Below are 13,880 nucleotides of genomic sequence, written 5' to 3'. Positions count from 1 at the left end.
TTTTTATGTTTTTTAGGAAAATGTGTAAGATATAGTGTTTGTTTGTAGTTTTATATATGAGAAGAAAAGAGAGGAGAGGTAGAATTTGTATGAAAAATAGATTTATGGCACTCTTTGCACTGCTTATGTTATTTCTGGTTCCTCAGCACATGTATGCAGGTGAAGTCAATGCGACTGTGAGTAATTTGGATCAGGATTACCAGATTCAAAGATTTAAGATCATTACCAACGTATCATTGAGGCTGTTTATCAGCAGTAGTGGTATCGCCGAGATGGATGTAGATTTAACTGCGTTTCAAGCTGACAAGACCTCTATAGTCTGTAACTTGCAGCAGTACAAAGATGGGGGATGGACCACACTAAAGACATTTAGTAATTCCATCAATAGCAACGATCTTAATTTGTTTCAAACATGGGCTGTGGCTAAAGGCAACAACTATAGAATTGAAGTTCATGCAACAGCCTATCTAAACGGTACTTCTGAGAGTACAGTACAGTACTATTACGCCGATTATTAACTAAAAGCAATGAAAGATATTGAAAATAGGCAGAGGTGAAATAAATGAGGAAAGCATTGTATTTAACTTTTGTTGCTTTATGGACTCTATGCTTACTTTTTGTATCGCAACCTGTAAGTTCTTACTCTGCAGGGAGTCAATCTTTGTATCAAAAGGTGGATATCTCGAATCCGATTACACTGGAATCTTCTATGTTGTACACAGGAGGCCCCTTGAACTCTGGCGAGGACCTCTGGTTTTCTTTTATTCCCAAACAGACTGGCAGTTATGAAATATCAGTGCGAGGGGAAGGTGGATTGTCTGGAACATTGTTTGACGCACACAGTTCTAAAATCATTATGCAAAATGAAACCGTTGAAGGCTCAGATATTTTGAAGCTAGCTAATACATGTTTAGCAGAAAAAAACTATTTTATAAAAGTATCATCAATACATCCAGGCGCATTTATCAATCAGTTGGAAATAGCTATTGAAGAATTACCTGCTCCTAACGATGAGTTCTTTAATGAGCAGTGGTCATTATTTAACCCGCTGAACGGAATAGATATTAACATCATTCCAGTATGGAAAAATTATAAAGGTTCAAATATTACTATTGGTGTGGCAGACACAGGGGTTGATTATCAGCATCCGGACTTAATTAACCGGTTGGATATGTCCCTTGCTTATAACTTTACCCATGATATGAAGGATGTCTTTCCAGAAAATGAGAAATCCTCTGCTTCTTCGGCCAGAGCGGGTCATGGTACTCATGTATCAGGTATTATATCTGCTCAGAGTAACAACAATCAGGGAATAGCAGGTATTACTTCGCAAGGTTCAGTAGTACCGCTTAAAGTGCTTGGGAGCAGACTGACAGATACCAGTGTGTATAACGGATCCATTGCTGCTTTTGTCAAAGCGGTAGAATATGCAAAAGCAAATGACATCCGAATCATCAATTGCAGCTTTGGCGGAGCAAATCCGGCTGTAACTGAGCAGGAGGCAATGTACCAGGCTAATGATATTTTATTTGTTATCGCAGCAGGGAATTCAGGGAGTAACCTGGCAGATTATCCGGAGTATCCAGCCTCATATTATCATGACAATTCACTGGTTGTTGCTGCACAAAATATGGAAGGGAACTTAGCCGCTTTCTCTAATTATGGCGGACCAACCGACATAGCTGCACCGGGTGAATCTATTATCAGCACTTTTCCTAATTCGTTATATCTTTATAATAGCGGAACTTCAATGGCAGCTCCTGTTGTATCTGCGGTATCCGGTTTAGTTTGGGGGAATGCACCTTACTTGACAGCACTTGAAGTTAAGGAAATTGTGACAGATGTGAACAATGTAACTTTAGTAGATTCACTTTCAAATAAGGTACACAGTGGCGGTATGGTCAATGCTTTCAAGGCTATGATGTCTGCAGAACCCAGAACGGAGTCTCGCAGATTTGAGAATAAAAAGCGTGATATTTTTGGGGAAAATCTTAAATCATCTATCGACTCATACCTGCAAAAGGCAGATGAAGCTCTGAAAACAAACCAAATTATTGTCAAATTTGCTGCAGGAGTTAACGCGGAAGAGTACATAAACACGCTTGAAAAGGAAGAATTACTCACGGGAGTTCATTTCATTGATTACCTAAGTTCTGTTGATGCTTATGTACTTCAACTTTCAAACATGGAAGAAGCAGATAAAGCCATTACTGCTCTAAATAATTCCAACAATATTCTGTATGCAGAACCAAATTATTTAAGAGAATCAAATTAATTGGAAGGTTATTCACTAAATTACTTTCTTTATTGAAGGAATTTAGTGTTCATATACAACCCGGAAAGGAGATGATGCAACATGCGGGAGCCGCCTTTTTCTTATTTTGACGTACTAAATGTAAGGCTCGTGAATAATTCTATAATAAGAAGGAGTTAATTATGAAAAAGTTGATCGCAGTTCTTTCTTTGTTTGTATCCTTGTCTTTGACAACCAGCGCGTTTGCATCTGAAGTAGCACCAGTAAATGTTGTGGATAATAATTCGTACGGCATTACAGTGGAAGCACAGTTTGACGCTGTGAACAGTGAAATTTCGATTGAGCTTCCCGATGAACGTACTCCGCAATCTTTAAGTGATGTTACGAATTCTGATGATGCCTATGTCAAAGTGACGTTGAAAGCAAATTATTACTTTGATGCCTATACAAACCGCTTTACCTGGAGCACTATTGATAAGGTATTGGTAAATGCTAAATCTGGATATAGTTATAACAACCCTATTTACTCAGCCTCTTTTTTAGATGGTAATCGGACTTATGGAATTAGGCTGAGTGGGACTTTGGTTAATACTAAGGACGGCACCAGCAAGGATTATCCTATGTATGTGGAGTTTTACTTAAACCCGCAGACCGGTGCAATTTCGACAATATTATATTAAGAAAACGAGGAGGATTATAGTGAAAAAGTTTGTGAAAAGTATCACCCTTGTCACCAGTTTTTGTCTTCTACTCAGCAGTGCCAATATAGTTAGTGCTTCAGCAACGGAAGCGAAAAGTGCCCAAACCAGCATTCAGAGCACGGCTACAGTTAACTTTTTTCAGAATATACTAAATAATGGAACACTGTCGGCTGATAAACAGTTAATCACATATGACGAAGCTGTATATGTGTATTCCGATATTGTAAGACATGCCAATGCTGAATCAGAGGTCCCCGAAGATGACAGGAGCCCAAGTGCAGGTTATTATATTTCTAATGATATTTCTTATGAATACACAGATATCAGTAATCCAGTTGACACACTGGATGCGACACCTGGTCAATCATTTTCTTTTTCGGCAGGTAACTCATTTGCAGCAACTGCCACCGCAACTGCTACATTAAAAGCATCTGAGGTCTTACAGATCGGGGTTTCAAACGGATACACTCAAACCTATACATTAACAAAAACGATATCAGACAAGAATAATACAAATCAAACCAAACGATATGGTCTATGCAAAATATATCGTGTTCATACATTTGATATTTATTATAAAAACATTTTTGGCAGCAATAGCTTTATTACGGCAGCAGTGTTTTATGAACCAGTCTCAATGGTTGTACGGGCGTTGAACTAGAATTCCGGTAGCTGTTCAAAAAAAGTAAACGTACAGATATAGAGATTGTACAAGAGCATCTCGTATGCTTAGTGTACAATCTCTATTGGTGTTATGCTGGGAAACTAACTGGCAATCCGCGCAACCGCCTCCCCCACCGTAACCAATCTCTCGCTCCCCAGCGTCATATCCTTGAGCCGCAGCTTGCCCTCAGCCGCCTCGCTCTCACCAACCATAATCACATACCGTATACCTTTAGAACTCGCTGTGGCCAACGTTTTTTTGAGCTTGCGCGATCCGGTGTCTACATTGGTGCGGATGCCGGCAGCCCGTAGCGCAGCGGCGGCAACCAGAGCCTCCGGCAGATATCCGCCGATCGGTATGATGAGGACCCCTGAACGGTCCACCGTATCTGCCGGGCGTTCGCCCAGCAATGCCATGATCGACTCCATCCCAAACGAGATACCCACCGTAGGGTACTCTATATCGTCGCGTCCGACAAGCTTCCCGATAATTGCATCATATCTGCCCCCGCCGCCCAGGCTTGAGGTATAGCTGCCGGATGCGTCGAAGATTTCATAGACGGTCCCGGTATAGAACGAGAGGCCGCGCGAGAGAAAAGGATCGAAGACGCACACTGTGCTTAGGCCAATCGCATCAATCAACTGCTGCAGCGCGAGCACTTCAAGCGCACCGGGCTGCCCGTCCAGCGTATATCTTTCCACCAGCTGCCCGAACCCCGGATTGTTAAGCGTAAGCAGCTCGGCAATCCACTGAACCGTGTCAGCAGTCAGCTGCTTGTCCGTCAGCTCTGCCAGCACCCCGCCGCTGCCGATTTTGGCCAGCTTGTCGAGCGTCAGCATCACGGACAGCTGCTCCTCCGGCGGAACGCCGACCGCACCCAGAATCTCGCCCAGGAACCGGCGGTTGTTCCACTTCAGCACCACCGGAATCTCCAGTCTGCGGAAGACCTCCGCTGCCAGCTGCATCAGCTCCGCTTCGGCCTGCGGGCCGGCAATGCCGACCACATCGGCGTCACATTGCAGGAATTCGCGCAGCCGCCCTTTTTTGACCGGCCCATCCCGGAACACCTTGCCGATCTCATAACGCCGATATGGGAATTCTATCCCCGGATTCATGGCAATCACCTTGGCAAAAGGGATCGTCAGATCGTACCGCAGCCCCAGCCTGCGTCCGCCCTGATCAGCCAGCTGATACATTTCGCGGAGAATCTCATCGCCCCCGGCGTATTTGGAGGTGAGCAGCTCCAGCTCGTTCAGCAGCGTGGTATCCATCGACTCGAAGCCGTACAGCTCGAACAGCTCCTGGAGCGTCATCCGGACATTCTGGCGTATGGCTTGTTCGCGGCCGAAATAATCATAAGTCCCTTTAATATTTTGCATCATTAGCAGCTCCCTTGTTCTATAGTTACGGTAAAATAAAAAACGCGCCGGACCCCGTGGTCCCGCGCGCTTCGATATGCCGCAGGGAGGTCAAACGCGAAATGCGTTAGCCCTCCCTGAATGAATTCAGGTGTGTGCTAACGCTGCTTGTGATGATGAAGTTGATTCGGTATGATGGACAGGCAGTTCATATGAATCCAATCCCTTCAGCTCTTGATTACAGCACATTATAGCGGATCAGGGACAGCTGTGCAACACTTATATCCCTATTTTCACAAAGGAGCAATCATAATGAATCATACAGAGCTTATCACGGAAGCAGAGAACTTCGCCAAAGAGCAACTGGGCCAGGATACCACCGGCCATGACTGGTTTCACACGAACCGCGTGCGCAATACAGCGGCGCTGATCGCAGGGATGGAAGGGGCCAATGTTGTAATATGCACAATCGCAGCGCTGCTGCATGATGTAGCCGACGAGAAGCTGAATCCCTCCAAAGAAGCGGGTCTGCTCAAAGTGCATAACTGGTTAACCGGACATCTGCCAGATGAAGCGGCATGTAAGCATATTATGGAGATCATCGGGACGATGTCGTTCAGCGGCGGTGGTGGTGCACCCATGTCCACGCTTGAAGGACAAGTGGTGCAGGATGCGGACCGTCTGGATGCGCTGGGGGCGATCGGGATTACGCGTACAATGGTCTTTTCAGGAGCCAAAGGCCGTCCGGTCTATGATCCGGAAATTCCGCCAAGGGACGAATCGCTAAAAGAGGAATACCGCAACTATTCCAAGGGAACGGCGGTCAATCATTTTTATGAGAAGCTGCTGAAGCTGAAGGACCTCATGAACACCTCTTACGGCAAACAGCTGGCGGAGGAGCGGCATCAGTTTATGCTGATTTTTTTGGAGCAATTTCATAAGGAATGGAATCAAGGGGCGGAGTAGGTGTTATAATGAAATAATGCGCAAGATGGATGGAACGCGGGAGACCCCGCTTGAACCGGAACAATCGGCATAGAAGAGGTTGGATACAATATGAGTGAAGTACAAGTACAGTTTAGTGATTATGGTCTAAATGAAGAGATTATCCGCGCACTGGAGGTTCTGAAGTACGTGGATCCCACCGAGGTGCAGCGGAAGGTCATTCCGGTAGCGCTGAAGGCGCAGGATCTGATCGTAAAGTCGCAGACGGGCAGCGGCAAAACCGCAGCCTTCGCCATTCCGCTCTGTGAGCTGGTGGATTGGAATGAGAACAAACCCCAGGCACTGGTGCTGACCCCAACCCGGGAGCTGGCACAGCAGGTTCGGGAGGACATTACGAATATCGGGCGCTTCAAGCGGATTAAGGCGGTAGCGCTGTTCGGCAAGCAGCCTTTTGCCCCGCAGAAGATTGAGCTGACTCAGAAAACGCATGTGGTCGTTGGCACGCCAGGCCGTGTATTTGACCATATCGACCGTGGAACGCTGAATCTCAGCCGGATTAAATATCTGGTGATTGACGAAGCGGACGAAATGCTCAGCATGGGCTTCATTGAGCAGATTGAGAAGATTATCAAGCAGCTGCCGAAGGAACGTGTAACGATGCTGTTCTCGGCGACGCTGCCGGAAGTGATTAAGAATCTGTGCCGTAAGTACATGACGGAGCCGGTGGATATCGAGATCGAAGCAAGCGGGATTACGACGGCGTCAATTGAGCATGCGCTGATTGAAGTGAGACAAGCTGCCAAGTTTGGACTGCTGAGCGACCTGCTGACGGTGGAGAATCCGGATAGCTGTATTATTTTTTGCCGCACCCAGGAGCAGGTGAATGCCCTCTTCCGCGGAATGGCGGATCTGGAGTATCCGGTGGACAAAATCCACGGCGGCATGGAGCAGGACGAGCGTTTTGAGGTCATGAATGCTTTTAAGCGGGGCCAGTTCCGTTATCTGATCGCCACCGATGTTGCGGCCAGAGGGATTGATATCGAGAACATCACCCATGTCATTAACTACGATATCCCGCTGGAAAAAGAGAGCTACGTCCACCGCACCGGCCGGACCGCCCGCGCAGGCAAAAGCGGCAAAGCGATCACCTTCGTTACGCCGAATGAGCACAAATGGGTCAAGGAAATCGAAGGTTACATCGGCTTCACCCTGCCGGAGATGAAAGCTCCTTCGGATGATGCCGTGGCCTATGCCAAACCGGCCTTCGATCTGAAGCTGGGCAAGCAGCAGGTCCGCAAAGCCGGCAAAACCGAGGTCATGAACCAGGACATCATGAAGCTCTACTTCAACGGCGGCAAGAAAAAGAAGCTCCGCGCGGTCGATTTCGTTGGCACTATCGCCAAGCTTGAGGGCATCACAGCGGCGGACATCGGGATCATCACGATCCAGGACAACGTGACCTACGTCGATATTCTGAACGGCAAGGGATCGCTTGTGCTGCAGGCGATGAAGGAGACAACCGTGAAGGGCAAGCTGCTGAAGTGCCATATCGCCAATAAATAAGCCGTTTCCAAGAGCTGTCACACCCGTTACTATGCGGGGTGGCGGCTTTTTTGCGATGTATGAGAGCCTGCGAACAATGTATGTGAAAAACCGAACAAAATGTGCCACGAATGGAGTAAACGGGCCGGATGTATGCGGAAAACCGAATACACCACGAATGGAGTAAACGGGCCAAATGTATGCGGAAAACCGAATACAATGTGTCACCGCTAGCGGGGTAAGCCGATAGTCCGGAAAATGTTAGATGGGAAGGAGCTGATACGTTTAACGGCGTCAAGGTTTTGTCCTGAGGGATACGTATGCTCCGGGACAAAGTGACTTTTGCGGCTGCGAAAAGGTTCAGAATCACGTAGATTTCAACGTAAGTTATATGCACGATCCTGGATAGGCGCGCTGTAAACTTGGCCGAAACTAGGGTGAACTAGGATGAACTGGACTGAATTGAACTAAACTGAACTGAAACTACCTAACCAAGGAGGATGGTGGACTATGAAAAGTGTGAGAAGCCGCGAGTATGCCGTGCCATTTCTGCAGCGCCTGATTGAGGTGGATACCTGTAATCCTCCCGGCAATGAGCACAAGCTGTCTCTGCTGCTGCAGGAGGTGTTGAAGGAGCTGGGCATATCCAGCAGCATTACGATTGTGGAGCAGGGCCGGAGCAACCTGGAGGCGGTGATTGCCGGCTCCGGCAACCTGAAGCTGATGTTCTGCGGCCATCTCGACACGGTCAGTCCCTGGAGCGCAGCAGCAGGCAGCTATCCCCCGCATGGCGCTGTGATTGAAGGAGGCCGGATGTATGGCCGGGGCACCTCGGATATGAAAAGCGGCCTGGCCGCCATGCTGCTCGCCGCAGCTTCTCTGCACCAGGATGGCATCCGGCTGGCCGGGGATCTGCTCTTCCTGGCGACAGCCGGGGAAGAGGTCGACAGCTGCGGCGCACGGCTGTATGCGGACCAGAACAGCCTGCTTGCGCTGGACGGACTCGTCATCGGCGAGCCGACGGGCAGCCGGGTGGCGGTCGGCCACAAAGGCGCCCTCTGGCTGCGCATTTCCCTCTTCGGGCGCAGCGCCCACGGCTCCATGCCGCAGCTCGGCCTGAATGCAGTGGAGGGCATGATGGAGATCATCTCGCTGCTGCACCGCCATGCGCTGGAGTGGCAGGCCACAGATCCGGTTCTTGGTTCAAGCAGCTTGTCCGTGAACAAGATTACCGGTGGTGTACAGACCAATGTTGTCCCTGATTCCTGCACTATCGACGTGGATATCCGAACCGTTCCGCCGCTGGAGCATGGTCCGCTGCTGCGGGAGATTGAGGACAAGCTGCAGGAGATTCAGCAGCTTCACCCGGACTACCGTTATCAGGTAGAGCAACTGCTGGACCGCAGTGTGGTCTACACTGATCCCGGCCAGCGTTTGATTACTACGGCTTTGGAGATTGCTGCGCAGGTGAGGCAGCAGGGCCAAGCGGGATGCCCAGGTGAAGAAGCAGAAGGCGATGCAGCAAGACACGTAACTCCAATCCAAGGCGTACCCTATTACACGGACGGCTCCGTGCTGCATGATAATGGACGCTTGCCCGTGCTGATCTACGGCCCGGGCGACCACCGCCTTGCCCACCAGCCGGATGAATGGGTGGATATAGACGCTTACCTGGATTCAATCGACTTTTATAGAGAGCTGGCGATCCGTTTTCTGGGCAGGACTGATGATTAGAACACCCATCACTCTCGGATTTTTTGCTGCTCAGCTGAACTAAGCCATTCCTAAGGTTCGATCAGTGATCGGATTTCGTCGCCGACAATTCTGGTATCCCAAGGCGAAAAGAACACATTCACACCATCATCAACAAGAGAAAAGGAGAAGGCAAACGGTCGCCCGGTATATAAGACTACCTGATAATATTCCGGATCACCGTTCTTATTCTGAGGGCTGTGATTTTGGGTGTTTTTTCCGCTTTCCAGCAGGTGAATGAAGCGTTTGGTTTCATCCTCGGTTAGAGTTTTGTAAGGCTTCACATCATCCTGATGATATAGTTCAACCCGCTCTATATTGTGTTTAATGACGTCGTTATATCGCTGCTGGAGGTTATTCGAGTAATCATCCTCCACATATAAGCGGTATCCGCCGATGCGTGTTTCATCTTTAGCGGCAATAACTTCGTCTGTCTTAAAGCCTTCAATGCGGTATAGTTTTGTTCCTTTTTCCAAAAAGGCTGCATCGCCATCCTTCGTCTGGTAATGAGGATTAGTAACGACATCTGCGACTTTAAAGTCCACTTCACCAATGGTCTCCGTGGTGACTTGAGCCGGGTTCTTAATCACATTTTCCCAAGATCCGGTGTAGGAATGTCCATTTAACTTTAGGAAATCCACCCAATCAATGGCAGAGCCTCCCTTAATCCGAGTATTGCCCGAGCAGCCGCACAGAACTATAACAGCCGTTAGCACGATGAGTATTTTTAGTTTCATCCTAAGACTCCCGCCTTTCTTCAGTTGCGCTTCTTATACTAATGGACGAAACTGTTCACGGGAGGTTGCGGGAATGAGGCCCGTGAACGCAAAAAAACCTTGCGAAGTGCAGCCCGCAGGCGCATCTCGCAAGGTTATTAATGTGTACTCCTAAGCATTATACTGCGCCTGATACAGGCGGCTGTAAGTGCCTCCGGCGCCCACCAGATCCTCATGGCGGCCTTCCTCGGAGATGCCGTCCTCGCTGACCACGATAATCCGGTCGGCATTCTTGATCGTTGTCAGGCGGTGGGCGATGACAAGCGTTGTGCGCCCCACGGACAGGTCAGCCAGCGACTGCTGAATCGCCGCTTCGGTCTCGGTATCGAGGGCCGAGGTGGCTTCATCCAGAATCAGAATCGGCGGATTCTTGAGGAACATGCGGGCGATCGCCAGGCGCTGCTTCTGTCCGCCGGACAGCTTGACGCCGCGTTCCCCGATAACGGTATCCATTCCGTTCGGCAGGCTGTTGATCAGCTCTTCCAGGTGAGCCTGACGTGCGGCCTGCCAGATCTCCGGCAGCTCTGCATCCAGCTTACCGTAAGCGATATTCTCACGGATCGTGCCGGAGAAGAGGAATACATCCTGCTGCACGATCCCGATCTGCTTCCGCAGCGAGCTGAGCTTCATGTCGCGGATATCGATCCCGTCGATGGAGATGGCTCCGCCGGTCACATCATAGAAGCGGGGAAGCAGGCTGCAGATTGTTGTTTTGCCGGCACCGGAAGGTCCGACGAAGGCGATGGTCTCACCTGCATTAACCTTCAGGCTGACATCTGTCAGCACTGTACGGTCCGCTTCATAGCCGAAGCTAACATTGCTGAAGCTGATATCCCCGCGGAGTGAGCCTACTTCTACAGCATCCGGCTTGTCCGCGATATCGGGCTCGGTATCAATCACTTCAAGATAACGCTTGAACCCGGCAATCCCCTTCGGATAGCTCTCGATGACGGAGTTGATTTTCTCGATCGGGCGGAAGAAGACGTTAGCCAGCAGGATGAAAGCAACAAATTCCCCGATCTCAAGCTCTCCCTGGATGAAGAACCAGGCACCGCAGACCATCACGACAATGGTAATCAGACGGGTCATCATATAGCTGACCGACGAGCTTTTGGCCATCAGCTTATAAGCCATCAGCTTGGTCTCGCGGAACTTCTGGTTGTCTGCAGCGAACAGTTCTTTCTCATATTCTTCATTGGCAAAAGACTGAACCACGCGAATTCCGCCCACATTGTCCTCAATCCGGGCATTAAAGTTACCTACATTGCCGAACAGACGATGGTAAGTTTCCGTCATATTGCGGCCGAAATGGATAATAACCCAAGCCATAACCGGTACGATGATGAAGGTGATCACAGCCAGCTGCAGATTGATATCCGCCATCAGAATAAATGCACCGATCAGTGTCATGACAGCGATGAACACATCCTCCGGCCCGTGATGGGCCACTTCGCCGATATCGTTCAGGTCATTGGTAATTCTGCCGAGCAGATGACCTGTTTTGTTATTATCGAAGAAGCGGAAGGACAGCTTCTGGATATGATCGAACATTTTTTTGCGCATATTGGTCTCAATGTTAATGCCCAGCATATGCCCCCAATAAGTGACAACATAGTTCATTGCCGTATTCAGCGCGTAAATTCCTAGCAAGACGACACAGGCAATCAGAATGAGCGGCCAGTCCTGACCCGGCAGCAGATCATCAATGAATGTATTGACCGCTACGGGAAAAGCAAGCTCCAGCAGACCGGCACCTACCGCACAGGTGAAGTCGAGGATAAACAGCTTCTTATAAGGACGGTAATAGGAGAAAAAACGACGCAGCATCTCTTGTTCACTCTTTTCTGTAGTGTGTTATGTATCTGGTTATTGAGATTGATTCTCAAGTGAACCTTATTCTTAGGATACTAAAGAGGGTTACATCATTTGTCAACGGTAAGATGTTTAAAATTACATGTAATTCATCTGATTTATTGCCGGTTCACCCAGTCGCGAAAGGCTTTTTCCACATATTTTAACTGTATTCAAGTATAAAGGAGGAGTTAACATGAGCGAAAATGTTGGGGGATACGGCGGAGTTTTCACTTCCACTGGCGCGATTCTGGTTCTGTTCATCCTGCTCGTAATCATTACTAAATCATTCTGGATATAATTTAGCTTCACCTAAGTGTACTGCCGCCGGTCGTGAGACCGGCGGTTATTCCTGCTGCGGACGATGTTTAGACGTATTGTCAACCCTCGGAACTAACTTAAATTTGTGCAGCCTCCAGCGTAAAGAGATATAATGGCGACAAGTGCCATGGATCTGAAAGTCTACTACATAGAGCAGCTTTATTCCCTGACAAGCCCCCGGCTTGACGGGTGTTTTGCTGCGGCCTTGGAGGAACAACATGAAATTCAGCCGTCAAAAAAGCAACATAGCGGGGCCAGGTTTGCCCGTGCATGATTCAAATACCGCCAGCCGGTGGATGCTCATCACCGGCATAATTTGTGTCGCAGCTGCGCTGCGTGCCCCGTTCACTTCAGTCGGACCTCTGCTGGAGACGATCCGAGATGACCTGGGATTGTCTAATACCCTGGCTGGAGCGATCACGACCTTGCCGTTACTGGCCTTTGCGCTATTATCTCCGTTCGCTCCACGGCTTGCCCGTAAAGTTGGACTTGCCAATATCCTGATGCTGGCTATGCTTACGCTGTCTATGGGAATACTCGTCCGTTCAGCTTCCGGAACTGTCACCTTGTTTGCGGGTACGGCAATGATTGGCCTGTCCATAGCCGTCTGCAATGTGCTGCTGCCTGGATTGATCAAGGGGAAATTCCCGCACCGCATCGGCCTGATGACCGGAATCTACACGGTCTCGATGAATATATGTGCAGCTGCTGCTTCAGGAATCAGTGTTCCTTTGGCCTCACATGCGGGGCTTGGATGGAGGGGAACCCTGGCTTTGTGGTTTATCATCTCTGCGCTGGCTACCCTGCTCTGGATTCCGCAGATGAAGAGCCTTAGCCCAAGCGGCACAGGCGACGTGCGGTCTTCGGCTATGCGAGTATGGCGCTCCCCGCTCGCCTGGCAGGTTACATTGTTCATGGGGCTGCAGTCGTTGCTCTACTATGTCCTGATCGCCTGGTTTGCGGTTATTCTCGGGGAGCGGGGAATGTCCTCCAGCCATGCGGGATGGATTCTCTCACTAATGCAGCTGGCACAGCTGCCGTTTACATTCTTTGTACCGCTCTGGGCCGGGCGGATGAAGAACCAGCGTCTGCTGGTAGTTATTACTTCTATCCTGTTTATCATTGGCATCCTTGGAATCTGGCTGGGCAGCACGGAGCTGATGGCGGTATGGGCGGTATGCATTGGAATCGGCGGGGGATTTGCCTTTGGACTGGCGATGATGTTCTTCAGCCTGCGCACCCGGACTACGCAGGAAGCCAGTGAGCTGTCGGGCATGGCCCAGTCTGCCGGTTATCTGCTGGCCGCGATGGGGCCCGCACTGTTCGGTCTGCTGCATGATGCTACGAACAGCTGGAACACACCGCTGGCACTGCTGGCGGCGGCAAGCGTGCTCTTGTTCGCGGCAGGGATGGGGGCCGGACGTGACAGATACGTTGGCGACAGGGGATAGCGGATTATAGTGAACACGGATATATTTATTATTTTCATGGATTACCTCACACATTCCATTTACAATCAGATGGTATATTAAGGATATCCTCAGCTTGTATGTGCAATATATGTTTATGAACTATGGACTCCGCCACTAGATGGCGGGGTCAATTTTTTTATAACTACAAGAATTTATATGTTCCACAGGATCACTTATCCTTCTATTTCTCACTGAAACGATACCGTCCATACAAAAGGGCGGCAATGTCGTTCCCGCTTACAGC

The 13,880-nt window shown here is 49.2% G+C and carries 12 protein-coding genes; 9 read left to right on the top strand and 3 right to left on the bottom strand.

The features are described 5' to 3' along the window. Nucleotides 1-89: 89 nt before the first annotated feature. The 4 genes from MKZ24_RS26555 to MKZ24_RS26540 all read left to right on the top strand — a co-directional run bounded on the left by MKZ24_RS26555 (nt 90) and on the right by MKZ24_RS26540 (nt 3,616). Nucleotides 90-518 (top strand): hypothetical protein, encoded by a 429-nt coding sequence (locus MKZ24_RS26555; RefSeq protein WP_042234903.1) that lies wholly within the window; start codon nt 90-92, stop codon nt 516-518. A 44-nt stretch (nt 519-562) separates the two neighbouring features. Beyond that, nucleotides 563-2,275, top strand: coding sequence for a S8 family serine peptidase (locus MKZ24_RS26550; protein WP_081956463.1), 1,713 nt, complete (start codon nt 563-565; stop codon nt 2,273-2,275). Nucleotides 2,276-2,436: 161 nt separating this feature from the next. Then, a complete protein-coding gene (locus MKZ24_RS26545; protein WP_042234907.1) occupies nt 2,437-2,934 on the top strand; it encodes a hypothetical protein in 498 nt (165 codons plus the stop codon). A 19-nt stretch (nt 2,935-2,953) separates the two neighbouring features. Continuing rightward, the gene (locus tag MKZ24_RS26540) at nt 2,954-3,616 is read left to right on the top strand and encodes a hypothetical protein (RefSeq protein WP_340788408.1); all 663 of its coding nucleotides are present in this window, start codon (nt 2,954-2,956) and stop codon (nt 3,614-3,616) included. A 104-nt stretch (nt 3,617-3,720) separates the two neighbouring features. On the opposite strand, the gene MKZ24_RS26535 is transcribed toward MKZ24_RS26540, so the two are convergent. Further along, complete coding sequence (locus MKZ24_RS26535; RefSeq protein WP_445323721.1) at nt 3,721-4,998, bottom strand: histidine--tRNA ligase; 1,278 nt, start codon at nt 4,996-4,998, stop codon at nt 3,721-3,723. A 291-nt stretch (nt 4,999-5,289) separates the two neighbouring features. On the opposite strand from MKZ24_RS26535, the gene MKZ24_RS26530 reads away from it, so the two are divergent. The 3 genes from MKZ24_RS26530 (at nt 5,290) to MKZ24_RS26520 (ending at nt 9,198) form a co-directional block, all read left to right on the top strand. Then, on the top strand, nt 5,290-5,943 hold the full coding sequence (locus MKZ24_RS26530; protein WP_042234913.1) for an HD domain-containing protein: 654 nt from the start codon (nt 5,290-5,292) through the stop codon (nt 5,941-5,943). 90 nt (nt 5,944-6,033) lie between these two features. Next, nucleotides 6,034-7,485, top strand: a complete 1,452-nt coding sequence (locus tag MKZ24_RS26525) for a DEAD/DEAH box helicase (RefSeq protein WP_340788403.1) — start codon at nt 6,034-6,036, stop codon at nt 7,483-7,485. Nucleotides 7,486-7,974: 489 nt separating this feature from the next. Further along, nucleotides 7,975-9,198 carry a M20 family metallopeptidase gene (locus MKZ24_RS26520; RefSeq protein ID WP_340788401.1) on the top strand — a complete coding sequence of 408 codons (1,224 nt, stop codon included), beginning with the start codon at nt 7,975-7,977 and terminating at the stop codon, nt 9,196-9,198. A gap of 50 nt (nt 9,199-9,248) precedes the next feature. Here MKZ24_RS26520 and MKZ24_RS26515 read toward each other — a convergent pair whose 3' ends face one another. Together MKZ24_RS26515 and MKZ24_RS26510 are read right to left on the bottom strand one after the other, a co-directional pair. Next, nucleotides 9,249-9,953 carry a hypothetical protein gene (locus MKZ24_RS26515; RefSeq protein ID WP_340788399.1) on the bottom strand — a complete coding sequence of 235 codons (705 nt, stop codon included), beginning with the start codon at nt 9,951-9,953 and terminating at the stop codon, nt 9,249-9,251. A gap of 150 nt (nt 9,954-10,103) precedes the next feature. Then, entirely contained in the window at nt 10,104-11,819 is a 1,716-nt protein-coding gene (locus MKZ24_RS26510) for an ABC transporter ATP-binding protein (protein WP_042234919.1), read from the bottom strand. A 220-nt stretch (nt 11,820-12,039) separates the two neighbouring features. On the opposite strand from MKZ24_RS26510, the gene MKZ24_RS26505 reads away from it, so the two are divergent. Together MKZ24_RS26505 and MKZ24_RS26500 are read left to right on the top strand one after the other, a co-directional pair. Next, on the top strand, nt 12,040-12,144 hold the full coding sequence (locus tag MKZ24_RS26505; protein ID WP_216626667.1) for a YjcZ family sporulation protein: 105 nt from the start codon (nt 12,040-12,042) through the stop codon (nt 12,142-12,144). Nucleotides 12,145-12,382: 238 nt separating this feature from the next. Beyond that, the gene (locus tag MKZ24_RS26500) at nt 12,383-13,615 is read left to right on the top strand and encodes a CynX/NimT family MFS transporter (protein WP_042234922.1); all 1,233 of its coding nucleotides are present in this window, start codon (nt 12,383-12,385) and stop codon (nt 13,613-13,615) included. Nucleotides 13,616-13,880: the final 265 nt, after the last annotated feature.

This window comes from Paenibacillus sp. FSL R7-0297 (assembly GCF_038009025.1).
Lineage (GTDB): Bacteria > Bacillota > Bacilli > Paenibacillales > Paenibacillaceae > Paenibacillus_AQ.
This window is presented reverse-complemented; position numbering and strand designations above follow the sequence as displayed.

Coding starts and splice junctions, on each gene's coding strand:
- MKZ24_RS26555 (WP_042234903.1), top strand. CDS start 90: ATGAAAAATAGATTTATGGCACTCTTTGCACTGCTTATGTTATTTCTG.
- MKZ24_RS26550 (WP_081956463.1), top strand. CDS start 563: ATGAGGAAAGCATTGTATTTAACTTTTGTTGCTTTATGGACTCTATGC.
- MKZ24_RS26545 (WP_042234907.1), top strand. CDS start 2,437: ATGAAAAAGTTGATCGCAGTTCTTTCTTTGTTTGTATCCTTGTCTTTG.
- MKZ24_RS26535 (WP_445323721.1), bottom strand. CDS start 4,998: ATGCAAAATATTAAAGGGACTTATGATTATTTCGGCCGCGAACAAGCC.
- MKZ24_RS26530 (WP_042234913.1), top strand. CDS start 5,290: ATGAATCATACAGAGCTTATCACGGAAGCAGAGAACTTCGCCAAAGAG.
- MKZ24_RS26525 (WP_340788403.1), top strand. CDS start 6,034: ATGAGTGAAGTACAAGTACAGTTTAGTGATTATGGTCTAAATGAAGAG.
- MKZ24_RS26520 (WP_340788401.1), top strand. CDS start 7,975: ATGAAAAGTGTGAGAAGCCGCGAGTATGCCGTGCCATTTCTGCAGCGC.
- MKZ24_RS26515 (WP_340788399.1), bottom strand. CDS start 9,953: ATGAAACTAAAAATACTCATCGTGCTAACGGCTGTTATAGTTCTGTGC.
- MKZ24_RS26510 (WP_042234919.1), bottom strand. CDS start 11,819: ATGCTGCGTCGTTTTTTCTCCTATTACCGTCCTTATAAGAAGCTGTTT.
- MKZ24_RS26505 (WP_216626667.1), top strand. CDS start 12,040: ATGAGCGAAAATGTTGGGGGATACGGCGGAGTTTTCACTTCCACTGGC.
- MKZ24_RS26500 (WP_042234922.1), top strand. CDS start 12,383: ATGAAATTCAGCCGTCAAAAAAGCAACATAGCGGGGCCAGGTTTGCCC.